This window comes from Pseudomonas lutea, from assembly GCF_000759445.1.
In the GTDB taxonomy this organism is placed as follows: domain Bacteria; phylum Pseudomonadota; class Gammaproteobacteria; order Pseudomonadales; family Pseudomonadaceae; genus Aquipseudomonas; species Aquipseudomonas lutea.
Map to the genome: position 1 here is coordinate 497822 of NZ_JRMB01000002.1, position 22732 is coordinate 520553.

General features: G+C 60.0%; 20 protein-coding genes. 2 read left to right on the forward strand and 18 right to left on the reverse strand.

The window, feature by feature from the left end:
- Positions 1 to 178 precede the first annotated feature (178 nt).
- Positions 179 to 502 (forward strand): ferredoxin FdxA, encoded by a 324-nt coding sequence (fdxA, locus tag LT42_RS14400; protein ID WP_037014184.1) that lies wholly within the window; start codon positions 179 to 181, stop codon positions 500 to 502.
- A gap of 552 nt (positions 503 to 1054) precedes the next feature.
- Here the strand turns inward: fdxA and rpoS are convergent.
- The 8 genes from rpoS to LT42_RS14440 form a co-directional block, all read right to left on the reverse strand.
- The gene (gene rpoS / locus LT42_RS14405; RefSeq protein WP_037014187.1) at positions 1055 to 2059 is read right to left on the reverse strand and encodes an RNA polymerase sigma factor RpoS; all 1005 of its coding nucleotides are present in this window, start codon (positions 2057 to 2059) and stop codon (positions 1055 to 1057) included.
- A gap of 103 nt (positions 2060 to 2162) precedes the next feature.
- On the reverse strand, positions 2163 to 3056 hold the full coding sequence (locus tag LT42_RS14410) for a peptidoglycan DD-metalloendopeptidase family protein (RefSeq protein WP_037014190.1): 894 nt from the start codon (positions 3054 to 3056) through the stop codon (positions 2163 to 2165).
- Positions 3057 to 3234: 178 nt separating this feature from the next.
- Positions 3235 to 3870 (reverse strand): protein-L-isoaspartate(D-aspartate) O-methyltransferase, encoded by a 636-nt coding sequence (locus tag LT42_RS14415; protein ID WP_191944989.1) that lies wholly within the window; start codon positions 3868 to 3870, stop codon positions 3235 to 3237.
- Between the two features lie 41 nt (positions 3871 to 3911).
- Entirely contained in the window at positions 3912 to 4661 is a 750-nt protein-coding gene (gene surE, locus LT42_RS14420; RefSeq protein WP_037014196.1) for a 5'/3'-nucleotidase SurE, read from the reverse strand.
- Positions 4649 to 5707 (reverse strand): tRNA pseudouridine(13) synthase TruD, encoded by a 1059-nt coding sequence (truD, locus tag LT42_RS14425; protein ID WP_037014199.1) that lies wholly within the window; start codon positions 5705 to 5707, stop codon positions 4649 to 4651. The genes surE and truD overlap by 13 nt, the downstream gene beginning before the upstream one ends.
- Positions 5704 to 6177 (reverse strand): 2-C-methyl-D-erythritol 2,4-cyclodiphosphate synthase, encoded by a 474-nt coding sequence (gene ispF, locus LT42_RS14430; protein WP_037014202.1) that lies wholly within the window; start codon positions 6175 to 6177, stop codon positions 5704 to 5706. Before ispF ends, truD begins: the two co-directional genes overlap by 4 nt.
- 104 nt (positions 6178 to 6281) lie before the next feature.
- Positions 6282 to 7127 (reverse strand): S-formylglutathione hydrolase, encoded by an 846-nt coding sequence (gene fghA / locus LT42_RS14435; RefSeq protein ID WP_037014204.1) that lies wholly within the window; start codon positions 7125 to 7127, stop codon positions 6282 to 6284.
- Positions 7128 to 7221: 94 nt separating this feature from the next.
- On the reverse strand, positions 7222 to 8334 hold the full coding sequence (locus LT42_RS14440; protein ID WP_037014206.1) for an S-(hydroxymethyl)glutathione dehydrogenase/class III alcohol dehydrogenase: 1113 nt from the start codon (positions 8332 to 8334) through the stop codon (positions 7222 to 7224).
- Between the two features lie 103 nt (positions 8335 to 8437).
- On the opposite strand from LT42_RS14440, the gene LT42_RS14445 reads away from it, so the two are divergent.
- Positions 8438 to 9349, forward strand: a complete 912-nt coding sequence (locus LT42_RS14445) for a LysR substrate-binding domain-containing protein (protein WP_037014209.1) — start codon at positions 8438 to 8440, stop codon at positions 9347 to 9349.
- A 124-nt stretch (positions 9350 to 9473) separates the two neighbouring features.
- Here LT42_RS14445 and ispD read toward each other — a convergent pair whose 3' ends face one another.
- The 10 genes from ispD to lpxB form a co-directional block, all read right to left on the reverse strand.
- Positions 9474 to 10184, reverse strand: a complete 711-nt coding sequence (gene ispD / locus LT42_RS14450; protein ID WP_037014210.1) for a 2-C-methyl-D-erythritol 4-phosphate cytidylyltransferase — start codon at positions 10182 to 10184, stop codon at positions 9474 to 9476.
- Between the two features lie 10 nt (positions 10185 to 10194).
- The gene (gene ftsB / locus LT42_RS14455) at positions 10195 to 10473 is read right to left on the reverse strand and encodes a cell division protein FtsB (RefSeq protein WP_037014212.1); all 279 of its coding nucleotides are present in this window, start codon (positions 10471 to 10473) and stop codon (positions 10195 to 10197) included.
- 159 nt (positions 10474 to 10632) lie between these two features.
- The gene (gene eno, locus LT42_RS14460) at positions 10633 to 11919 is read right to left on the reverse strand and encodes a phosphopyruvate hydratase (protein WP_037014215.1); all 1287 of its coding nucleotides are present in this window, start codon (positions 11917 to 11919) and stop codon (positions 10633 to 10635) included.
- A gap of 171 nt (positions 11920 to 12090) precedes the next feature.
- Positions 12091 to 12936, reverse strand: coding sequence for a 3-deoxy-8-phosphooctulonate synthase (gene kdsA / locus LT42_RS14465; RefSeq protein ID WP_037014217.1), 846 nt, complete (start codon positions 12934 to 12936; stop codon positions 12091 to 12093).
- Positions 12937 to 12951: 15 nt separating this feature from the next.
- The gene (locus tag LT42_RS14470) at positions 12952 to 14583 is read right to left on the reverse strand and encodes a CTP synthase (RefSeq protein ID WP_037014220.1); all 1632 of its coding nucleotides are present in this window, start codon (positions 14581 to 14583) and stop codon (positions 12952 to 12954) included.
- Positions 14584 to 14854: 271 nt separating this feature from the next.
- Positions 14855 to 16192, reverse strand: coding sequence for a tRNA lysidine(34) synthetase TilS (gene tilS, locus LT42_RS14475; RefSeq protein WP_037014222.1), 1338 nt, complete (start codon positions 16190 to 16192; stop codon positions 14855 to 14857).
- Positions 16193 to 16272: 80 nt separating this feature from the next.
- Complete coding sequence (gene accA / locus LT42_RS14480) at positions 16273 to 17220, reverse strand: acetyl-CoA carboxylase carboxyl transferase subunit alpha (RefSeq protein WP_037014224.1); 948 nt, start codon at positions 17218 to 17220, stop codon at positions 16273 to 16275.
- A 127-nt stretch (positions 17221 to 17347) separates the two neighbouring features.
- A complete protein-coding gene (gene dnaE / locus LT42_RS14485) occupies positions 17348 to 20869 on the reverse strand; it encodes a DNA polymerase III subunit alpha (RefSeq protein ID WP_037014226.1) in 3522 nt (1173 codons plus the stop codon).
- A 71-nt stretch (positions 20870 to 20940) separates the two neighbouring features.
- Positions 20941 to 21582: a ribonuclease HII gene (gene rnhB / locus LT42_RS14490; RefSeq protein ID WP_037014227.1), complete on the reverse strand. Its 642-nt coding sequence runs from the start codon at positions 21580 to 21582 to the stop codon at positions 20941 to 20943.
- An 11-nt stretch (positions 21583 to 21593) separates the two neighbouring features.
- Complete coding sequence (gene lpxB, locus LT42_RS14495) at positions 21594 to 22730, reverse strand: lipid-A-disaccharide synthase (protein ID WP_037014228.1); 1137 nt, start codon at positions 22728 to 22730, stop codon at positions 21594 to 21596.
- Positions 22731 to 22732 lie beyond the last annotated feature (2 nt).

Sequence of the window (22732 nt, forward strand, 5' to 3'; positions counted from 1 at the left end):
CCTGGCTTCACAGCGCACTGGCCGCGTTTGAACGCAGCGAACCAAGGTCGGACAACGCCGCAGCATACCGTGGCTGCCGCGTTGCTCGAAAAGCTGAGTTTTACGGCCGGGGGACTTCCCGTACCTGGCAAGCCGGACTGAACGGCCTTGCTGCCGCCGCCTGAGGAGAGAATTAGAAATGACCTTCGTCGTCACCGACAACTGCATCAAGTGCAAGTACACCGACTGCGTAGAAGTCTGTCCGGTGGACTGCTTTTACGAAGGCCCGAACTTCCTGGTGATCCACCCGGACGAGTGCATCGATTGCGCGCTGTGCGAGCCTGAATGCCCCGCCAATGCGATTTTCTCGGAAGACGAGATTCCGGCAGGGATGGAGAACTTCATCCAGCTCAACGCCGAACTGGCAGACGTCTGGCCCAACATCACGGAGCGTAAAGATGCGCTCCCCGATGCTGCGGAGTGGGATGGCAAGACCGGCAAGATCGCTGACCTGGAACGCTAGAGCGTTGCAACGTAAAAAGGCCCTTCGGGGCCTTTTTTGCATGAGCTCGAAAAGCTGTCGTCACTTTTCTGCAGACGAAAAAAGGGGCGGTATGACCCGCCCACGTTTCCATAATCCCTTTAATCCTTGCTCATCATCCTGATGAATCGCGTCCTGCGATGTCCTTGAGCAGTCATCCTTGACCGCTTGTACCCATCCGTTGGCACAGGGCTGATATTAGTCATTTCCCCGGCTGGAGCAACAGCCGAAATTTTTCAGGAAAATTCCACGCCCCTGTTACAAACGAAATAATAGCCTTTTAAATCAATGATTTGATCGCTTACCTTCATCTGATGGGGACATGCTGAACCCAAGCTGAGGCGATGACTCACGCCACGTGTAAGTAACTGCTTACAACCTCAGTAAGCATCGCAGACATCGCTGCCGTCGTGACGCGCGAGGTACCAGAGCCACTCCGATGGGCACCTACTCTTAAGCCCATTCAGCGGCCCAAAAAAAAGCCCCGACGCGTCGAGGCTTTTCAGTGTGCAGAGTGAACGGGCGAATCGATCCCTATTGAAAGAGTGATTCACTGGATAGCCCGTTCTTCTCCAGAATCTCACGGAGACGCTTGAGGCCCTCCACTTGAATCTGGCGCACGCGCTCGCGGGTCAGCCCGATTTCCAGGCCTACATCCTCGAGCGTGCTGCTTTCGTGGCCGCGTAGCCCGAAGCGACGAATCACCACTTCACGCTGTTTGTCCGTGAGCTCAGAGAGCCACTGATCAATGCTCTGGGACAAATCATCGTCCTGAAGCAGTTCGCACGGGTCGGTAGGACGATCGTCGGTCAGGGTGTCGAGCAGCGTCTTGTCCGAGTCAGGCCCCAGCGATACATCCACCGAAGACACGCGCTCGTTGAGACCGAGCATGCGTTTGACTTCCCCGACCGGCTTTTCAAGCAGGTTGGCGATTTCTTCAGGGGAGGGTTCGTGGTCAAGTTTTTGCGTCAATTCCCGCGCCGCACGCAGGTAGACGTTGAGCTCTTTGACGACATGAATGGGCAGACGGATGGTTCGCGTCTGATTCATGATCGCCCGTTCAATGGTTTGACGGATCCACCAGGTGGCGTACGTCGAGAAACGAAACCCGCGCTCGGGGTCGAATTTTTCGACTGCGCGAATCAGGCCAAGATTGCCCTCTTCGATCAAGTCCAGCAGTGACAAACCACGGTTAACGTAACGCCTGGCGATTTTCACAACCAGACGCAGGTTGCTTTCAATCATGCGCTTGCGCCCGGCCGGATCGCCGCTTTGCGACAGGCGCGCAAAGTGGACTTCTTCTTCCGGGGAAAGCAGGGGGGAGAAACCGATTTCATTGAGGTACAGCTGCGTAGCGTCCAGCGCCCGCGTGTAGTCAATGTATTTATGCTGTTTGAGTGCTGCAGAGTTTTTGGGCTTTGCACGAACAGAAGGCGCAGCTGGCTTCTCATCCGTTACAGAATCCAGAACGATTCCGGGCTCCATCAGGAGAACTTCGTCGTCTATGTCAAACTCCGGCGCTTCTTTGCTGAGAGCCATTGTTATAGTCCTTTGGTGAGTTCGACCTCAAGCTCCAGTGACGCCTTCTTCCATGGCAGCACTTGAGCCTGTCCCCTCTACGCAGGAACAGGCTGACAACCGATCAGCGACGTGGCAAGAATTCCAGTGGATCCACAGGTTTGCCCTGGCGGCGAATCTCGAAATGCAGTTTCACCCGGTCTGTTCCCGTGGATCCCATCTCGGCAATACTTTGCCCTGCCTTGACCTGCTGCCCCTCCCGAACCAAAAGCCTACGGTTATGTCCGTATGCGCTGACGTAGGTGTCGCTGTGTTTGATGATGATCAGCTCGCCGTAGCCCCTTAATCCACTCCCGGCGTACACCACTGACCCATCAGACGCGGCCAAAACAGGCTGTCCCAAATCTCCAGCGATATCAATTCCTTTATTCAAACTACCGTTTGAAGAGAACTTGCTGATCAAAACACCGCTCGTTGGCCACGTCCAGCCGCTCGGCGAACGGGCGCCAGCGACCACCGTGGTGTTGACCGGCGTGGTCGTCGAGTTGCTCGAAGGGGGTGGCGTGGTCGCGGAAACAGCGCCCACCGGCCTGGATATAACCGTGGTTTTGAGCGACCCGGAAGGCGATGTCGAACTGCTCGTCGTGGTCTGCGGAACACTGGCCGGGCCGGTTGCAACCGCTGTGGAGGGTGAACTGGCACGGCCGTCGAAACGAATCGTCTGCCCCACATGGATAGTGAACGGCTCGGGAATATTGTTGCGCGCAGCCAGCGCTTTCCAGTCCCATCCGTAACGGAATGCAATGGAAAAGAGAGTATCGCCACGCTTCACGACGTACTGGCCCGTGGTGACAGGCTGGCGCGTTGGCACGGTGGACTTGCCGTTGCGATCAACGACGCGCACGCCTCCCGATGGCGTGCTGGAGCAGCCGACCAGAAGGATACTCAGGGCAACTCCAATCACCAGACGCTGAAAACTTGTTGAAGAACTACGCTGCCGAATGACTGTGAGACTCACCCGCCACTCCCTTTACCGGTGACTGAAAAAAGACGCCGCCTTGTGCCGTGTAGCGACCAGACAGCCATGGATAATGGTGTGCAACAAGGCGACCCTCGTTGACCGAAGCGTCGCCGCAAAACGCCAGCCTGTAGACCGGCGGCGCCTTGGGGAATTCATTGACCGCGCAAAATAGCCTTCAGGCGAGCGGCCCGTTGAGCAGCGGAACGAATCGAACAGCGCCCAGCACATGCCGGGAGAAGCCGTTTTCCTCGCGAATGATCAGCATCAGCTGCTGGACCTCCCCGGCACCCACTGGAATGACCAGGCGTCCACCCGGGGCCAATTGGTCCAGTAACGCTTGAGGTATGTCAGTGGCCACTGCGGTCACGATGATGCCGTTATAAGGTGCGAGCGCCGGCCAACCTTCCCAGCCGTCGCCCCAGCGGAACACCATGTTGCGCAGGTTCAGTTCGACAAGACGTTCCTTGGCCCGATCCTGCAACACCTTGATGCGCTCGACGGAAAAAACCCGTTCGACCAGTTGCGCCAGCACAGCGGTCTGATAACCCGAGCCCGTACCGATTTCGAGCACCTTGTCCAGCGGGCCTGCCGCCAGCAGCAGCTCGCTCATGCGCGCCACCATGTAAGGCTGCGAAATCGTCTGGTTATTGCCGATTGGCAGCGCGGTGTCTTCGTAGGCACGGTGCGCCAGCGCTTCGTCGACAAACAGGTGACGAGGCGTTTTGCGAATGACATCCAGTACCTGGGTGTTGGCAATGCCTTCTTCGCACAACCGTTGAATCAGGCGCTCGCGGGTACGCTGGGATGTCATCCCCACGCCACGTCGTAACAGATCATCTTGCTCACGCGACATCAGGCCATTCCCTCCAGCCATGCGTTCAGGCTGTTGAAACCGTCCTGATAGGTACGATCCAGCTGCAACGGAGTGATCGACACATAACCCTGCATGACGGCATGGAAATCAGTGCCCGGGCCGCCGTCTTCGGCATCTCCGGCGGCAGCGATCCAGTAACCGGCCTTGCCGCGCGGGTCGACCACGCGCACGGGCGCCGCGGCTCGGGTGCGATGGCCAAGGCGGGTCAACTGGATGCCACGCACATGGGCCAGCGGCAGGTTCGGGATATTCACATTCAATACGGTACGTGGTGGAAGATCGAGGCGTTCGTGGGCTTCGACCAAAAGCCGGGCAAAGTGCGCGGCGGTTGCCAGGTTATCGACCTGACGGGATAAAAATGAAAAGGCAAATGAGGGTCGCTGCAGAAAACGTCCTTCAAGCGCAGCAGCCACGGTGCCTGAATACAGCACATCGTCGCCCAGGTTGGCGCCCAGGTTGATCCCCGATACCACCATGTCAGGCTCATCGGGCAGCAGGCCGTTCAGCCCCATGTGCACACAGTCGGTCGGGGTACCGTTGAGACTGATAAAGCCGTTGTCGAGGGTGTGCGGGTGCAGTGGCCGATCAAGCGTCAGCGAACTGCTCGCGCCGCTTTTGTCTTGATCGGGCGCAATGACCACGCAGTCGGCATATCCCGCCAGCGCGCCATGAAGCGCGGCAAGGCCGGGTGCCGTGACCCCATCATCATTTGAAATCAGAATACGCATGAGCTGTCCGTCTGCCCTGCTGTCGCCAGATCAACGAGTTCACGCACCAAAGCAGTGGCGAAGCACCCGGCCGGCAGGACGAATTCCAGTTGCAGAATGTCAGGCTCGGGATAATGCCACGTCAGCCGCCCGATGGGCAGTCGCAGGATACGACGCTCGTGCTCCATTCCCGCTTTTATCAACCAGTTACACAGTGACGCCTCGCGTGCGGCGACATCGTTTTCAAGCTCGGCGGTAGCGCCGCTGGCCGGAGATTCACCTTCGCCCCACTGCGGCCCGGTAGGGTGCAGGTCCAGGATCGCCAACCGCGGATCGCTGCACTCTGCCTCGCCTGCAGAGAAGAAACTGCGGCTGTCGGTGAACGCCAGCAAATCGCCCACCTGCGCACGTTGCCAACTGCCATCGGCGACTCGGGCGGCGAGCACCTGGTTGAACACATAGCTGCGGGCGGTGGACAGCAGTCGCGAGCGCACATTGCGCTGCTCGGGCAACGCCTGACGTTCGGCATAGTGGCGGGCTTCGCCAAGGTTGCCGCCTTCATGGCCGAAACGCTGGGCGCCAAAGTAATTGGGGATGCCGTGCTGCCTGATCGATTCCAGGCGTGCATCAAGCCGAACCGTATCAGCCTGCAATTGCGTCAGACGCAGCGTAAATCCGTTGGCTGCATGGGCGCCGCGCTGCAACTTGCGTTTGTGACGCATGCTGTCGAGGATTTTCAGCGAGTCGTTTTCTGCCGCCGACATATCCGGGTCAGCCTTGCCCGGAAGTTGAATGCTGAACCACTGGCGGGTCAATGCCTGACGGTCCTTCAAACCGGCATAGCTGACGGTGCGCAGCGGCACGCCAGCCGCTTTGGCCAGGCGCCGGGCCGCTTCCTCGGTATTCAAGCCGCGTTTCTCGACCCAGAGCCACAAGTGCTCACCATCCCCGGACAGCGGGATGTCCAGCACTTCATCAACCTGGAAGTCTTCGGCCGTCGCCTTCAGCACGGCAGTACCCAACGCATCGCCGTAAGCTCTCGGGCCCAGCAGTTCAAGCTCGGTCATGCTCTGATCAACAGCGCGACGGCGTGGACGGCAATGCCTTCTTCACGCCCGGTAAAACCAAGCTTTTCAGTGGTGGTGGCTTTGACATTGACCTGGTCGATGTCGACCTGCAGGTCTTCGGCGATCAACGCACGCATGCGCTCGATGTGAGGGGCCATCTTCGGCGCCTGAGCGACGATGGTGGCGTCTACGTTGCCCACCTTCCAGCCTTTGCCCTGCACTTGCTTCAAGACGTGGCGAAGCAGCACCCGGCTGTCAGCACCCTTGAATTGCGGGTCGGTATCGGGAAAGTGCTTGCCGATGTCGCCCAGCGCAGCAGCGCCCAACAGGGCGTCGCTCAGCGCGTGCAACAAGACGTCGCCGTCGGAATGAGCGAGCAGGCCCGCCGTGTGCGCAATTCGCACGCCGCCCAAGGTAATGAAATCGCCTTCAGCGAAACGGTGCACATCATAGCCGTGGCCAATACGCATAAAAAACGCCCTGGAAAAGTCAGGGCGTGATTCTACCTACTTTGGCTGCGGTTGGGGTCGGGCCGCGCTCAATTGCGTGTGCCGCTGCGATTGAACGCGGTGTTTCAGTCCGCCAGAGCCCGTGCGTGATAGCGCAAGTGATCTTCGATGAAACTGGCAATGAAGTAATAGCTGTGGTCATACCCAGGCTGCATGCGCAATTCCAGGGGATGACCGGCAGCCTTCGCGGCCTGGACCAACGAGTCCGGCTTGAGCTGATTGTCGAGGAAGTCGTCGCGATCACCCTGTTCCACCAGCAACGGCAAGCGCTCGGTGGCCTCGGCGATGAGCACGGTGGCATCCCATTCACGCCAGCGCGAACGGTCTTCGCCCAGGTAACGCGAAAAGGCTTTTTGCCCCCACGGACAGTCCATCGGGTTGCAGATGGGCGAGAACGCCGAGACGGACTGATAGCGGCCAGGATTGCGCAATGCGCTGATCAGGGCGCCATGTCCGCCCATGGAATGACCACTGATGCTGCGCTTCTGCGAAGCTGGAAAGTGCGCCTCGATCAACGCCGGCAACTCGCTGACCACGTAGTCGTACATGCGGTAATGCCGTGCCCAGGGCTGTTCGGTGGCATTCAGGTAGAAGCCCGCGCCCAGGCCGAAGTCGTAGGCGTTATCCGGGTCATCCGGCACGTCAGCGCCGCGCGGGCTGGTGTCAGGTGCAACAATGATCAAGCCGAGCTCAGCCGCCACGCGCAAGGCGCCGGCCTTCTGCATGAAGTTTTCGTCGGTGCAGGTCAGTCCTGACAGCCAGTAAACCACCGGCAACTTGCCACTCTGCTCTGCCTGGGGAGGCAGATACACCGCGAACGTCATGTCACAACCGAGCACATCGGAATGATGTTTGTAACGCTTGTGCCAGCCGCCGAAGCTTTTCTGGCACGAGATATTTTCCAGGCTCATGGGGATCTCCGAGCGGCAAGCTGCAAGCCTCAAGCGGCGAGGGGCTGATTCACCTCCCCTGGCGGGCCAGAAGCTCGTAGCTTGCCGCTGCTCTTCAGAAATGAATGACCGTACGAATGCTTTTGCCTTCGTGCATGAGGTCGAAGGCTTCGTTGATTCGGTCCAGGCCCATGGTATGGGTGATGAACGTGTCCAGAGGGATTTCGCCGGACTGCGCTTTTTCGACGTAGCTTGGCAATTCGGTGCGGCCCTTGACGCCACCGAATGCAGAACCGCGCCAGACGCGACCGGTCACCAACTGGAAGGGACGGGTTGAGATTTCCTGGCCCGCTCCGGCCACGCCGATGATCACCGATTCGCCCCAGCCCTTGTGGCACGACTCTAAAGCAGCGCGCATCAGGTTCACGTTACCTACGCACTCGAAGCTGTAATCAACGCCGCCATCGGTCATTTCTACGATGACTTCCTGAATCGGCTTGTCGTGGTCTTTCGGATTGACGAATTCGGTGGCACCCAACTCACGGGCCACGTCGAATTTCGACGGGTTGATGTCCACCGCGATGATGCGCGAAGCCTTGGCCATCTTCGCGCCGATGATCGCCGCCAGGCCAATACCGCCCAGACCAAAGACGGCGACGGTTGCGCCCTCCTCGACCTTGGCCGTGTTCAGCACAGCGCCAATGCCAGTCGTGACGCCGCAACCCAGCAGGCAGACTTTCTCCAAAGGCGCTTCCTTGGGGATTTTTGCCAGCGCAATTTCGGGCACGACGGTGTACTCGGAGAATGTCGAGCAACCCATGTAGTGGTAGATCGGCTGACCGTTGTAGCTGAAGCGCGTTGTGCCGTCGGGCATCAGCCCTTTGCCCTGAGTGGCCCGGACCTTCTGGCACAGGTTGGTTTTGCCGGATTTGCAGAATTTGCACTCACGGCACTCAGCGGTGTACAGCGGAATGACGTGGTCGCCCACAGCCAGTGAGGTCACGCCTTCGCCGATGGCTTCAACCACGCCGCCGCCTTCGTGCCCAAGGATGCACGGGAAGACGCCTTCGGAATCAGCACCGGACAGGGTGTAGGCATCGGTATGGCAAACGCCGGATGCGACGGTACGAATCAACACCTCGCCGGCTTTCGGGGCCTCAACGTCCACTTCGACAATCTGCAGTGGTTCATTGGGCGCGAACGCGACGGCAGCACGTGACTTGATCATCAGGATCTCCAGCTAAATAAAAACGAGCCCAGAGTGTATTACAGTGCCAGCTGATGAATAATCCGCCTGAAAGCAAAACATTAATGCAGTGCAGGGACAATCGATGCAGGCAAATCGCTGGGAAGGTCTGGATGAGTTCGTTGCCGTCGCCGAGTGTGGACAGTTCACTGCCGCCGCTGAACGGCTGGGCGTGTCGTCTTCGCACATCAGTCGCCAGATCGCCCGGCTTGAAGAACGCTTGCAGACGCGGCTGCTGTATCGCAGCACACGCAAAGTGGCGCTTACCGAAGCGGGACAAACGTTTCTGCATCACTGCCAGCGGCTGCAGGACGGGCGCGAGGAAGCGCTGCGTGCGGTGACGGACCTGACCAGCGAGCCCAAGGGACTCTTGCGCATGACCTGCGCCGTTGCGTATGGCGAGCGGTTCATCGCGCCGCTGGTAACACGCTTCATGGCGGACTACCCGCAACTGCGCGTGGACATCGAACTGACCAACAACACGCTGGATCTGGTCCATGAGGGTCTGGACCTGGCGATCCGTCTGGGTCGCTTGCAGGAATCCAGACTGGTTGCCGCGCGACTCGCCCCGCGCAAAATGTATTTGTGCGCCTCGCCCTCCTACATCGAGCGGTACGGCCGCCCCCACAGCGTCTCGGAGCTGAGCAGGCACAATTGTCTGATCGGCAGCTCTGACACCTGGCTGCTGCAGCAGAACGGAAGGGAATTTTCTCAGCGGGTACAAGGCAATTGGCGCTGCAACAGCGGGCAGGCGGTACTGGATGCTGCGCTGCGCGGAGCGGGCCTTTGCCAGCTCCCGGATTACTACGTGCTGGAGCATCTAAAACGCGGCTCGCTGGTGTCATTACTGGAAGCTCATCAGCCACCTAACACCGCTGTCTGGGCGCTTTATCCGCAGCAACGGCATCTGTCGCCCAAGGTGCGAAAGCTGGTGGATTATCTGAAGGCGGGCCTGGCGTCGCGGGATGAGTACAGTAATCATGCCGATCCTTTGTAGGAGCGCGCTTGCCCGCGAATGCAGAGTGTCAGGCTGTAACAACGGCGCGGGCATATCGCGTCCGCGGGCAAGCGCTCCTACGCATGCAAAATCAGCGGATGTACCCGCCTTCATCGCAAACGGATCAGCCGTTGAATTCCACGCGCCGCTGGCGTAGCCATTCGAGGTCTTCCGGGCGGGTGACCTTGATATTGTCCGCGCGTCCTTCGATGAGGCGCGGCGATTGGCCCGCCCACTCGATGGCCGATGCTTCGTCGGTGATCGCCACATTCGACACCAGACTGTCCGCCAGTGCCCGGTGCAAGGCGCCCAGGCGAAACATCTGGGGCGTATAGGCCTGCCAGATCAGGCTGCGATCCACGGTTTCGGTCACGCGGCCATTGGCGTCGGCGCGCTTGAGGGTGTCTTTGGCCGGCACCGCCAGAAGCCCACCTACCGGATCATCCGCGAGTTCAGCCAGCAGGTTGTCGAGGTCCGCACGCGTCAGGTTCGGGCGCGCCGCATCGTGAACCAGGACCCAGTCATTGTCATCGGCGCCATTGGCGTGCAGGTGCAGCAGCGCATTGAGCACCGAATCCGCACGCTCTTTGCCGCCAGCGACTTGCTGGATACGGGAATCCAGCGCGCACGGCAATGTGGGCCAATAGGGGTCGTCCACAGCCAGGCTGACCACCAGGCCCTTGAGCCGGGGATGATCGAGAAAGCAAAGCAGGCTGTGTTCAATAATCGTGAGGCCGCCCAGCTGCAGGTACTGCTTGGGACGGTCTGCCGCCATGCGTGCGCCAATGCCCGCGGCGGGAATAACTGCCCAGAAGGCAGGAAGGGATTGAGTCATCGCGACAACGTCACTGAGCCAACTGGTAAAGGGTTTCGCCGTCTTTGACCATGCCCAGTTCATGACGGGCACGCTCTTCGACCGTTTCCAGGCCTTTTTTCAGCTCCAGCACTTCCGCGTCCAGCACTCGGTTGCGCTCCAGAAGGGCATCGTTTTCAGCGTGTTGATCAGCGATTTGCTGGGTCAGACTGGCCACCTGCGCAAGACTGCCGTTACCTACCCATAGGCGATACTGCAGGCCAGCGAGCATCAAAAGCAGCACGAGAAACAACCAGTTAGGACTGCGCATTGTGAATATCTGTTACCCGGCGAAGAAAGACAGCAAAACCGACCATTTCAAATGCCCATAAGCCCGGTGGTCACCGGGCTTATGGATCAGGACGACAAGAGGAGTCACCTTTTAGCGACTCCTCCTACAACGCCTGCTGCCTTTTTAACATCTTTGCAATCAACCGCGAAACTCGCCGCGACCACGGTACACCGCCTTGGCGCCCAACTGCTCTTCAATACGCAGCAACTGGTTGTACTTGGCGATACGGTCGGAACGGCTCAACGAACCGGTTTTGATCTGGCCGGCCGCGGTGCCCACAGCCAGGTCGGCAATGGTGGAGTCTTCGGTTTCACCCGAACGGTGCGAGATCACGGCGGTGTAACCGGCTGCCTTGGCCATCTGGATGGCTTCCAGTGTTTCAGTCAGTGTGCCGATCTGGTTGAACTTGATCAGGATCGAGTTACCGATTTTCTTCTCGATGCCTTCTTTCAGGATCTTGGTGTTGGTCACGAACAAGTCGTCGCCCACCAGTTGGATCTTGTCGCCGATTTTGTCGGTCAGGACCTTCCAGCCATCCCAGTCCGACTCGTCCAGACCGTCTTCGATGGAGATGATCGGGTGCTTGCTGACCAGGTCAGCGAGGTAGTCGGCGAAACCGGCCGAATCGTACTCGCCTTCTTCGCTCAATACGTACTTGCCGTTCTTGTAGAACTCGCTCGCCGCGCAGTCCAGTGCCAGGGTCACATCAGTGCCCAGCTTGTAGCCCGCATTGGCGACCGCTTCGGCAATGGCATCGAGTGCGTCGGCATTGGATTTGAGGTTTGGCGCAAAGCCGCCCTCGTCACCGACCGCCGTGTTCAGGCCGCGCGCCTTCAGCACTGCTTTGAGGTGGTGGAAAATCTCGGTGCCCCAACGCAGCCCTTCGGAGAAGGTCTTGGCGCCGACGGGCTGAACCATGAATTCCTGGATGTCGATGTTGTTATCAGCGTGCTCGCCACCGTTGATGATGTTCATCATCGGGACCGGCATTGAGTAGACGCCCGGCGTGCCGTTCAGATTGGCAATGTGAGCGTACAGCGGCAGGTCCTGATCCTGAGCGGCTGCCTTGGCGGCCGCCAGAGACACGGCGAGGATCGCGTTGGCGCCCAGGCTGGCCTTGTTTTCGGTGCCGTCGAGCCGAATCATCGCGTGATCCAGGGCCTTTTGATCAACCGGGTCCTTGCCCAGCAGCAGGTCACGGATTGGGCCATTGATGTTGGCCACAGCTTTCAGAACGCCCTTGCCCATGTAACGGCTCTTGTCGCCATCACGCAGCTCAAGCGCTTCACGCGAGCCGGTGGAAGCACCGGACGGCGCGCATGCACTGCCGATGATGCCGTTGTCGAGGAGCACGTCTGCTTCCACGGTGGGATTGCCACGGGAGTCGAGAACTTCACGACCTTTGATGTCGACGATTTTTGCCATTGTTGTTAACACTCCAAGATTGACGAAAACGACGCAGCTGGGAAAACGATTCGGCGTCTCAGGGCTCTAGGACAACGGGCAGGCCCGGAAACGACAATTTTCCCGACCCTTTGGTCGGGAAAACAACGAACGGCACTCTACCGGAGGGCTCGGCGCCGGTGAAGCGGGTTTTTAAGCCGTTTCGATCGTCGGGAAGCTTTTGACGAGTTCGTCGAGCGCCTTGAGCTGGGCCAGGAACGGTTCCAGCTTGTCCAGACGCAGGGCGCAGGGACCGTCGCATTTGGCATTGTCCGGATCCGGATGGGCTTCCAGGAACAGACCGGCCAGGCCCTGGCTCATCCCGGCCTTGGCCAGATCAGTCACCTGAGCGCGACGACCACCGGCGGAGTCGGAGCGACCGCCCGGCATTTGCAAAGCGTGTGTCACGTCGAAGAACACCGGGTATTCGAACGATTTCATGATGCCGAAACCGAGCATGTCAACGACCAGGTTGTTGTAGCCGAAGCTCGAACCGCGCTCACACAAAATCAACTGGTCGTTACCCGCCTCGACGCATTTGGCCAGGATGTGTTTCATCTCGTGGGGCGCGAGGAACTGGGCTTTCTTGATGTTGATCACGGCGCCGGTCTTGGCCATGGCTACCACCAGATCGGTCTGGCGGGACAGGAAAGCCGGCAGCTGGATGATGTCGCAGACCTCAGCGACCGCAGCCGCCTGATCAGGCTCGTGCACGTCAGTGATGATCGGCACGCCGAACGCTTGCTTGATGTCCTGGAAGATCCGCATGCCTTCTTCAAGCCCCGGACCGCGATAGGAAGTCACGGACGAACGGTTGGCCTTGTCGAAGCTGGCCTTGAACACGTAGGGAATGCCGAGCTTCTCGGTCACGCGCACGTATTCTTCACAGACCTGCATGGCCATGTCGCGGGATTCAAGAACGTTCATGCCGCCGAACAGAACCATCGGTTTGTCGTTGGCGATGTCGATCGAGCCGACGCGGATGATTTTCTGTGCCATGTAATGAATTCCCTATCAGCCGTTCTTCTGGTGTTGAGCAAGCGCTGCCTTGACGAAGCCACTGAACAGCGGGTGGCCATCGCGAGGCGTGGAGGTGAACTCTGGGTGGAACTGGCACGCCACAAACCATGGATGGTCAGCGGACTCGACCACTTCAACCAGTGCGCCATCACCGGAGCGACCGGAGATTTTCAGACCCGCCTCGACCAGTTGCGGCAGCAGCTTGTTGTTGACTTCATAACGGTGACGATGGCGCTCGACGATGACGTCGTTGGCGTAGCAATCGTGGACCAGAGAGCCCGGCTCAAGCAGGCACTCCTGGGCGCCCAGGCGCATGGTCCCGCCCAGATCGGACGTCTCGGTGCGCGTTTCGACAGCTCCGGTAGCGTCTTCCCATTCGGTAATCAGACCCACTACAGGGTGCTGGCTGGCGCGATCAAACTCGGTGGAGTTGGCGTCTTTCCAGCCCAGCACGTTACGTGCGAACTCGATGACCGCCACCTGCATGCCCAGGCAGATGCCCAGATACGGAACCTTGTTTTCGCGAGCGAACTGTACGGCTGTGATCTTGCCCTCGACGCCGCGCAGACCGAAGCCGCCCGGGACAAGAATCGCGTCAACACCTTCGAGCAGGCCGGTGCCCTGATTCTCGATGTCTTCGGAGTCGATGTAACGCAGGTTGACCTTGGTACGGTTGCTGATGCCGGCGTGGCTCATGGCTTCGATCAACGACTTGTAGGCGTCGAGCAGCTCCATGTACTTGCCGACCATCGCGATGGTGACTTCGTGTTCCGGATTGAGCTTGGCATCGACAACCTTTTCCCACTCGGACAGGTCGGCGCTGCCGCACTGCAGACCGAAGCGCTCGACGACGAAATCGTCAAGGCCCTGGGAGTGCAGGATGCCCGGAATCTTGTAGATGGTGTCGGCGTCTTCGAGGGCGATGACCGCGCGCTCTTCGACGTTGGTGAACTGGGCGATCTTGCGGCGCGACGAGATGTCGATCGGGTGGTCGGAGCGGCAGACCAGCACGTCTGGCTGCAGGCCTATCGAACGGAGTTCCTTGACCGAATGCTGAGTCGGTTTGGTCTTGGTTTCGCCAGCGGTGGCGATGTACGGAACCAGCGTCAGGTGCATGAGCATGGCGCGCTTGGCGCCCACTTCGAAACGCAGTTGACGGATCGCTTCGAGGAACGGTTGTGACTCGATGTCGCCCACGGTACCGCCGATTTCGACCATGGCGACGTCGGCATCGCCGGCACCCTTGATGATGCGACGCTTGATTTCGTCGGTGATGTGCGGAATCACCTGAATGGTCGCGCCCAGATAATCACCACGGCGCTCTTTGCGCAGGACGTGTTCGTAAACACGGCCGGTGGTGAAGTTGTTGTTCTGGGTCATGGTGGTGCGAATGAAACGCTCGTAGTGACCCAGGTCCAGGTCCGTTTCGGCGCCGTCGTGAGTGACGAACACCTCGCCGTGCTGGAACGGGCTCATGGTGCCGGGGTCGACGTTGATGTAGGGGTCCAGCTTGAGCATGGTGACCTTAAGTCCCCTCGCCTCCAGGATGGCCGCCAATGAAGCCGAGGCAATGCCTTTCCCCAATGAAGAAACAACACCGCCCGTGACGAAGATGTAGCGCGTCATGAAAAACCCTAGAAGTCTGCGTTAAAGCGGTCAGAGCCGCCGGGGAAAGCGAAGGAAGGCCGAAGCCCCCGACAACCTGCTGCATCACTGTGCGTTTTCGAATTTGTCACGCCCACATCAGCGAACGACCTTGAAAAGGTCTGTCCGTGGCTCGCCACATTTTTGAGAATCGCCCAGTAAAGACTGGCTGGTAATCGGCAACTTGCATCGTTCCGGAAGGATCGACATAAGCTGTATCAAGAAGGGAGCGTAGTCTACCGGAAACGCCCTTTCAGCTCAAACTTTGGTCATTCGTCGGGGGCAACCAGTGCAATCGCCAGTCGCCACGGGGGCTTGCGTCCAGTCCGGGGAGGTTCGCCACGGCCAATAACTGTTCGCCGCGGTACAGCAGCGGCAATCGGCCGCGCAGAAAAACCGGTACGCCCTTTTCATTGAGCAACCGTTTGAGGTCGCGCCGACCTCGGTCGGGCACGTCGAACGTTTCGCCGCCCTGACGGTAATGCACGTGCAATCCGCCTGGGGGGGCTGCACCTAGGATTTGCACCAGGCCATTGCCCGGCAGCGTGAGCGGTTGCGAGGCCAGGGACCAGTGTTGTGAACCGGCGACGTTTTTCAGCCAGATCCCCGACAGCCACCACACACGCCCTTCGGCCCGGTGGACCTGCCCGTCCGCCAGCCGCCAGATGGGCCGACCATCAGGGCCGGCATCGCGCAGAGAATCCCAGCCGGCCCAATGGTCGGTGTCCGGCAGTCGAGTCAGCGGGGCCAGCCAGTGGCGCAATGCGTTGCGTTGCCGGGCGGGTGACAACGCTTCGAGGGGCGCTAGCTCAAGGGACGGCATATCGAGCCAGGGCCAGGGGCACGGCGTCTCGGCGGGAGCAAGGTCCTGGATCGCCAGTTCGTCCAGCAACTGCTGGGCTTCGGCCAGATGCGCGGCGCTGCGGGCCATGCTCGCGATCGCTTGAGGCCAGCGGGCTGTCACCAGGGGAAGCACATCCCTGCGCAGATAGTTGCGCGAAAAGCGGCTGTCCTTGTTACTCGGGTCTTCGATCCAGCTCAGGCCCTGTTCGCGGGCATAGGCCTCAAGGGTCGCGCGGGCTTCGTCCAGCAGGGGGCGAAACAGGTGCCCAGCGCCCAAAGGACGCTGCGCCGGCATGGCAGCCAGCCCGCGCACCCCGGCGCCACGCAGCAGGCGGAACAGCAGCGTCTCTGCCTGATCGTCACGGTGCTGGGCTACGAGCAGCACTTCGCCCTCCCCAAGCGTTGAGTTGAACGCGGCGTAGCGAGCGTCACGAGCAGCTTGTTCGAGACTGGCGCCAGGACGCACTTGGACGTCGATGACCTGCATCGGCACGCCCAGAATCTGACACATCTGCCGGCAATGCACCGGCCACGACGCAGCCACCGCTTGCAGGCCATGATTGACGTGAACAGCGGTCAGAGGAGGAAATGCGTGAGCCCTGGCCAATTCGGCCAGCAGATGAAGCAGAACAGTGGAATCGAGCCCACCGGAGAATGCGACGCGCCAGCCGCCTGCAGCGCGCCAGGGTTCAAGGCGCGACAGCAGACGTCTGGAAAGTGCGAGTTTGATGCTGTCCGGTTTGCTCATGCTGGTTAACCCTGCTTAAAGCTCGCCGGACCGGGAGACGTCACCGGGTTCGGTGACGCTCGTCGTGGAGAACGGTCCGGTTAAAGGCCATAGCTCATCAGGCGGTCGTAACGGCGGGCCAACAGCGCCTCGTTATCGAACTTCTGGAGCATGCTCAGCTGGCTGCTCAATTCTTCGCGGATCAATGCTGCGGCAGCGGCCGGATCGCGGTGCGCGCCACCCAGGGGCTCGCTGATCACCTTGTCGACAATGCCCAGGCCTTTCAAGCGCTCGGCAGTGATGCCCATGGCTTCAGCCGCATCGGGCGCCTTTTCGGCGGTTTTCCACAGAATGGACGCACAGCCTTCCGGCGAGATCACGGCATACGTCGAGTACTGCAGCATGTTCAGCTGGTCACAGACACCGATCGCCAGTGCGCCGCCCGAGCCGCCTTCGCCGATGACCGTGGCGATGATCGGCGTTTTCAGCCGCGCCATGACACGCAGGTTCCAGGCAATGGCTTCGCTCTGGTTACGCTCTTCAGCGTCGATGCCGGGATAGGCGCCGGGGGTGTCGATGAACGTCAGGATCGGCATCTTGAAGCGCTCGGCCATTTCCATCAGACGGCAGGCTTTGCGATAGCCTTCAGGACGCGGCATGCCGAAGTTGCGGCGAACCTTCTCACGGACTTCGCGGCCCTTTTGATGACCGATGACCATGACCGGCTGCTCGTCCAGACGGGCAATGCCGCCCACGATGGCGGCGTCGTCGGAGAAGTGACGATCGCCGTGGAGCTCGTCGAACTCGGTGAAGATGTGTTGAATGTAGTCCAGCGTGTACGGACGACGCGGATGACGCGCCATGCGCGCGATCTGCCAACTGGTCAGGTTGCCGAAAATGCTTTCGGTGAGCGTATTGCTCTTCTCTTGCAGTCGAGAGATTTCGTCGCCGATGTTCAGCGAGTTGTCATTCCCTACCAGACGCAGCTCTTCAATCTTGGCTTGCAGGTCAGCAATCGGCTGTTCGAAATCCAGAAAATTCGGGTTCATAGGCATCCGTCTTGGGTCGACGGCCAAGAGGCCGGCCGGTTGATCCGATAAGCGCCCTACCTTAATGGAGCGGGCGCCTTTCGGTCGAGTTTAAAGTGTCGAGTCGCAAATGTTGAGCTGATCGGTGTCAGCGATACTGCAGGAAGACGTTCTCTCGTCCGAACTGGTCACGCAACGCCTGAATCAGGCTGTCCGCGGGGTCAATTCGCCACGCTTCGCCGAACTGCAGCACTGCCTTGGCTTCCTGCCCGGTGTAGTCGAGGGTGATCGGGCACGCGCCCCGGTGCTTCTTGCACAGTTCGCCCAGCCAGCGCAGCCGGTCGCCCTTCAGCGCCTCGGCGCGCAGGTTCAGACGCAGACTTTCCGCCAGCCCGGTACGTGCCTCCTCAAGGCTCATCACCCGTTTGGCGCGCAGGCGCAGGCCACCTGAGAAATCATCCGTGCTGACCTCACCTTCCACCACAACCATAGCGTCGGTTTGCAGCAAAGACTGGGCGGCCTGGAATGAATCGGCGAACAGCGAGGCTTCAATGCGCCCTGAACGGTCGTCCAGCGTGATGAAGCCCATCTTGTCGCCCTTTTTATTTTTCATCACCCGGAGCGCGATGATCAGGCCAGCGATGGTCTGGGTCTCGCGCGAAGGCTTGAGGTCGACGATGCGCTGGCGTGCAAATCGGCGAATTTCGCCTTCGTATTCATCGATCGGATGCCCCGTCAGGTAAAGACCCAGGGTTTCCTTCTCGCCACGCAGCCGCTCCTTGAGGGTGACTTCCTTGGCGCTGCGATGATTCGCGTACACGTCGGCGTCCGCCTCGACGAACAGACCACCAAAAAGATCGGCGTGACCGCTGTCGTGACTGCGCGCGGTCTGTTCGGCGGCTTGAATCGCCCCTTCCAGCGCGGCCAGCAGCACCCCGCGGTTGCGGTCGATGTTGGCCTGATACTGTTTTGGCTCGTCGTAGAAGAACGGCCCGAGGCGATCAAGCGCACCACTGCGAATCAGGCCGTCCAGCGTACGCTTGTTCACGCGCTTGAGGTCGATGCGGGCGCAGAAATCGAACAGGTCCTTGAACGGCCCTTCCTGACGCGCTTCCGTAATCGCTTCCACCGGACCTTCGCCGACCCCCTTGATGGCGCCAAGGCCGTAGACGATGCGGCCGTCGTCGTTCACGGTGAACTTGAACTCCGAGTTGTTCACGTCCGGTGCATCCAGGCGCAGCTTCATGATCCGCACTTCTTCGATCAAGGTCACAACCTTGTCGGTGTTGTGCATGTCCGCAGAAAGCACGGCCGCCATGAAGGGCGCCGGGTAATGGCGCTTCAGCCAGGCAGTCTGGTACGACACCAGCCCGTAGGCGGCCGAGTGCGACTTGTTGAAGCCATAACCAGCGAACTTTTCTACCAGGTCGAAAATGTTACCGGCAAGGTCGGGATCAATGTTGTTGGTCTTGCAGCCTTCAATGAAACCGCCGCGTTGCTTGGCCATTTCTTCGGGCTTTTTCTTACCCATCGCACGCCGCAGCATGTCGGCGCCGCCGAGGGTGTAGCCGGCCATGACCTGAGCAATCTGCATCACCTGTTCCTGGTACAGGATGATGCCGTAAGTCGGCGCAAGCACCGGCTTGAGACCTTCGTACTGGTAATCGACGTGGGGGTAGGACAGCTCCGCGCGCCCGTGCTTGCGGTTGATGAAGTCGTCGACCATGCCAGACTGCAACGGACCGGGACGGAACAGGGCCACCAGTGCGATCAAGTCTTCGAGGCAGTCGGGCTTGAGCTTTTTGATAAGCTCTTTCATGCCTCGCGACTCCAGCTGGAAGACAGCCGTTGTCTCGGCTTTCTGCAGCAGCTCGTAAGTCGGCATGTCATCCAGGGGGATGAATGCGATATCGAGGGGTTCTTCACCGACCTTGGCGCGGTCGCGATTGATTGTCTTCAGCGCCCAGTCGATGATCGTCAGCGTACGCAGGCCCAGGAAGTCGAACTTCACCAGACCGGCCGCCTCCACGTCGTCCTTGTCAAACTGAGTGACCAGACCGCCGCCTTCTTCATCGCAGTAGACCGCAGAGAAGTCCGTCAGCTTGGTCGGCGCGATGACCACACCGCCCGCGTGCTTGCCGACGTTACGCACAACGCCTTCGAGCTTGCGGGCCATTTCCCAGATTTCTGCCGCTTCCTCGTCGGTCTTGAGGAAGTCGCGCAGGATCTCTTCCTGTTCGTAGGCCTTTTCCAGGGTCATGCCGACTTCGAAGGGAATCATCTTGGACAGACGATCCGCCAGGCCGTACGACTTGCCCTGCACCCGCGCCACGTCACGGACCACCGCCTTGGCGGCCATGGAACCGAAGGTGATGATCTGGCTGACCGCATTGCGGCCGTACTTCTCGGCCACGTATTCAATGACCCGGTCGCGACCGTCCATGCAGAAGTCGACGTCGAAGTCGGGCATGGAGACCCGCTCGGGGTTAAGGAAACGTTCGAAGAGCAGGTCGTATTCCAGCGGGTCAAGATCGGTGATCTTTTGTACGTAGGCCACCAGCGAACCGGCACCCGACCCACGGCCTGGCCCCACCGGCACGCCGTTGCTTTTGGCCCACTGGATGAAGTCCATAACGATCAGGAAGTACCCGGGGAAGCCCATCTGGATGATGATATCCAGTTCGAAATTCAATCGGTCGACGTAGACCTGCCGCTTGGCCTCGTAGTCTGGTGTGGTGTCCTTCGGCCAGAGCACGGCAAGACGCTCCTCCAGGCCTTCGAAGGACACTTTGCGGAAGTACTCGTCGATGGTCATGCCATCGGGAATCGGGAAATTGGGCAGGAAGTGCGTGCCCAGCTTGACCTCGATGTTGCAGCGTTTGGCGATCTCGACGGTGTTGGCCAGCGCGTCCGGCAGGTCGCTGAACAGCTCGGCCATCTCCTCTGCGCTTTTCAGGTACTGCTGATCGCTGTAGTTGTGCGAGCGGCGCGGATCGTCCAGCGCGCGGCCTTCGCCGATGCAGACGCGGGTTTCGTGGGCCTCGAAATCTTCCTGCTTGATGAAGCGCACGTCGTTGCTGGCCACCAGTGGGACGCCGTGGCGCTCGGCCAATGCGACCGCTGCGTGCACGTGTTCTTCATCGTTGATACGGTTGGTGCGCTGAACCTCGATGTAGAAACGGTCCGGGAACACCGTCATCCATTCCTTCAGCAACTCGTCGGCTTCAGACGGGTTGCCGCCGAGCAGGGCCATGCCAATCTCGCCCTCCTTCGCTGCAGACAGGGCAATCAAACCCTCGCTGGCTTCGGCCACCCACTCGCGCTCGATCACCACCAGACCGTTGCGCTGACCGTGCATGAACCCCCGGGAAATCAACTCGGTGAGGTTCAGGTAGCCCTTTGGATTCATCACCAGCAGGCTGAGGCGACTCAGCGGTGCATCGCGGTCGCGACCTGCCAGCCAGATGTCTGCGCCGCAAATGGGCTTGATACCGGCGCCCATGGCGGCTTTGTAAAATTTAACCAGCGAGCACATGTTGTTCTGGTCGGTCACCGCGACGGCCGGCATGTTCATGGCCGCGAGCGCTTTGACCAACGGTTTTACACGGACCAGACCATCAACGAGGGAGTATTCGGTGTGCAGGCGTAGGTGAACGAAAGAAGCCGGCATGGGTGATCCTATGGTGCAGAAAAAACGAAGGCCGGATTGTACCGGCCATTCATGAAAACATCAGCCGGCGATCAACCGAGCGGCAGCGACATGAAGCCGGTGGAGATGATCATGTCCCGCGCGGCCCAGGCTTCGCGAACCGGTCCAAAGGAGCGCCGGTGAATGGGCGTGGGCCCCAGCCGCGCCAGCGCTTCGAGGTGCACCGCCGTCGGATAGCCCTTGTGGCCGCCAATGCCGTAGCCCGGGTAGAGCAATTCCATGCGCGCCATTTCCCGGTCGCGGCTGACCTTGGCCAGAATCGAGGCGGCGGCGATGGCGGGCACATGGGCATCGCCCTGTATCACCGGCGCGCTGGGCACTGACAACTGCGGGCAACGGTTGCCATCGATCAGCGCCAGTTTCGGCGTAATGATCAACCCTTCGACGGCGCGCTTCATCGCCAGCATCGTGGCGTGAAGGATATTCAACTCGTCGATCTCTTCGACTTCGGCGCGCGCGATGTGCCAGCACAAGGCCTTTTCACAAATTTCGTCGAAGAGTTTTTCGCGTTTGGCTTCAGTGAGTTTTTTTGAATCGTTCAGCCCAAGGATCGGGCGCTTGGGGTCGAGGATCACCGCGGCAGTGACGACAGCACCGCACAGCGGGCCGCGGCCGACCTCGTCGACACCGGCGACCAGGTCCTCGACCAGATTGAAATCCAGACCCATTTGCATAGATGGCTTGCTCATCGTGAAGGCGTCCCGCCAATCAAGCTCAGCACCGCATCGGCGGCCTGATTGGAAGCATCGCGACGCAAGGTTCGGTGAATCTCGTCAAAGCCGGCAGTCTGCTCGTTGCCGTTGTCCAGCAACGGCAGCAGCGTCTGCGCCAAGGCTTCGGCGGTCGCGGCGTCCTGCAAAAGCTCCGGGACCAGCAAACGCTGGGCCAGCAGATTAGGCAGCGACACGTACGGACTTTTCACCATCCGCTTGAGTATCCAGTAAGTTAGCGGCGCCAGTCGGTAGGCAACCACCATTGGTCGTTTGTACAGCAGCGCTTCGAGGGTCGCGGTACCGGATGCAATCAGCACGGCGTCACATGCGGCCAGTGCCACGTGGGACTGCCCATCGAGCAACGTGAGCGGTAGATTGCGCCCTTGCAACAGCTGCTCGATCTGTTCACGGCGCTGAGGGCTGGCACAGGGCAGCACGAAACGGATCTGGGGACGCGCAGCCAGCAGGCGCTCGGCCGCGTCAAAAAACAGGGCGCCCAGGCGGCCGACTTCACCACCGCGACTGCCCGGCATGAGCGCGACCACTGGCCCATCATCCAACCCGAGTTGGGTACGCGCGGCCAGACGATCGGCCTGCAATGGAATGGTGTCGGCCAGCGGGTGCCCTACAAAGCGGACCGGAACACCCTTCTCCTCATAGAAGCGGGCTTCGAACGGCAGCAGCGTCAGCATCAGGTCGCAGCCTTCGCGGATCTTCAGGACACGCTTCTGTCGCCAGGCCCATACGGAGGGGCTGACGTAATGAACGGTCTTGATACCCGCCTGACGCAACTTGAGTTCGATATTAAGAGTGAAATCAGGGGCATCGATACCGATGAACACGTCGGGCTTTTCTTCGATGAGCGTCTGGACCAGCAGCTTGCGTCGGGCGAGGAGCTCTTTCAGACGGCCCAGCACCTCCACCAGCCCCATGACCGACAGGCGCTCCATCGGAAAGCAGGATGCCATGCCTTCTGCTTCCATGAGCGGACCACCGACACCCATGAATTCGACATCGGGATGACGCACCTTGATCGCACGCATCAAGCCCGAACCGAGGATGTCACCGGAGGCTTCACCGGCGACCAGCGCTATACGCAACCGAGCCATGA

What these genes read in the sequence shown, in the direction of transcription:
- fdxA (WP_037014184.1), top strand. Translation starts at nt 179, where the DNA reads ATGACCTTCGTCGTCACCGACAACTGCATCAAGTGCAAGTACACCGAC.
- rpoS (WP_037014187.1), bottom strand. Translation starts at nt 2,059, where the DNA reads ATGGCTCTCAGCAAAGAAGCGCCGGAGTTTGACATAGACGACGAAGTT.
- LT42_RS14415 (WP_191944989.1), bottom strand. Translation starts at nt 3,870, where the DNA reads ATGACATCCCAGCGTACCCGCGAGCGCCTGATTCAACGGTTGTGCGAA.
- surE (WP_037014196.1), bottom strand. Translation starts at nt 4,661, where the DNA reads ATGCGTATTCTGATTTCAAATGATGATGGGGTCACGGCACCCGGCCTT.
- truD (WP_037014199.1), bottom strand. Translation starts at nt 5,707, where the DNA reads ATGACCGAGCTTGAACTGCTGGGCCCGAGAGCTTACGGCGATGCGTTG.
- ispF (WP_037014202.1), bottom strand. Translation starts at nt 6,177, where the DNA reads ATGCGTATTGGCCACGGCTATGATGTGCACCGTTTCGCTGAAGGCGAT.
- fghA (WP_037014204.1), bottom strand. Translation starts at nt 7,127, where the DNA reads ATGAGCCTGGAAAATATCTCGTGCCAGAAAAGCTTCGGCGGCTGGCAC.
- LT42_RS14440 (WP_037014206.1), bottom strand. Translation starts at nt 8,334, where the DNA reads ATGATCAAGTCACGTGCTGCCGTCGCGTTCGCGCCCAATGAACCACTG.
- LT42_RS14445 (WP_037014209.1), top strand. Translation starts at nt 8,438, where the DNA reads ATGCAGGCAAATCGCTGGGAAGGTCTGGATGAGTTCGTTGCCGTCGCC.
- ispD (WP_037014210.1), bottom strand. Translation starts at nt 10,184, where the DNA reads ATGACTCAATCCCTTCCTGCCTTCTGGGCAGTTATTCCCGCCGCGGGC.
- ftsB (WP_037014212.1), bottom strand. Translation starts at nt 10,473, where the DNA reads ATGCGCAGTCCTAACTGGTTGTTTCTCGTGCTGCTTTTGATGCTCGCT.
- eno (WP_037014215.1), bottom strand. Translation starts at nt 11,919, where the DNA reads ATGGCAAAAATCGTCGACATCAAAGGTCGTGAAGTTCTCGACTCCCGT.
- kdsA (WP_037014217.1), bottom strand. Translation starts at nt 12,936, where the DNA reads ATGGCACAGAAAATCATCCGCGTCGGCTCGATCGACATCGCCAACGAC.
- LT42_RS14470 (WP_037014220.1), bottom strand. Translation starts at nt 14,583, where the DNA reads ATGACGCGCTACATCTTCGTCACGGGCGGTGTTGTTTCTTCATTGGGG.
- tilS (WP_037014222.1), bottom strand. Translation starts at nt 16,192, where the DNA reads ATGAGCAAACCGGACAGCATCAAACTCGCACTTTCCAGACGTCTGCTG.
- accA (WP_037014224.1), bottom strand. Translation starts at nt 17,220, where the DNA reads ATGAACCCGAATTTTCTGGATTTCGAACAGCCGATTGCTGACCTGCAA.
- dnaE (WP_037014226.1), bottom strand. Translation starts at nt 20,869, where the DNA reads ATGCCGGCTTCTTTCGTTCACCTACGCCTGCACACCGAATACTCCCTC.
- rnhB (WP_037014227.1), bottom strand. Translation starts at nt 21,582, where the DNA reads ATGCAAATGGGTCTGGATTTCAATCTGGTCGAGGACCTGGTCGCCGGT.
- lpxB (WP_037014228.1), bottom strand. Translation starts at nt 22,730, where the DNA reads ATGGCTCGGTTGCGTATAGCGCTGGTCGCCGGTGAAGCCTCCGGTGAC.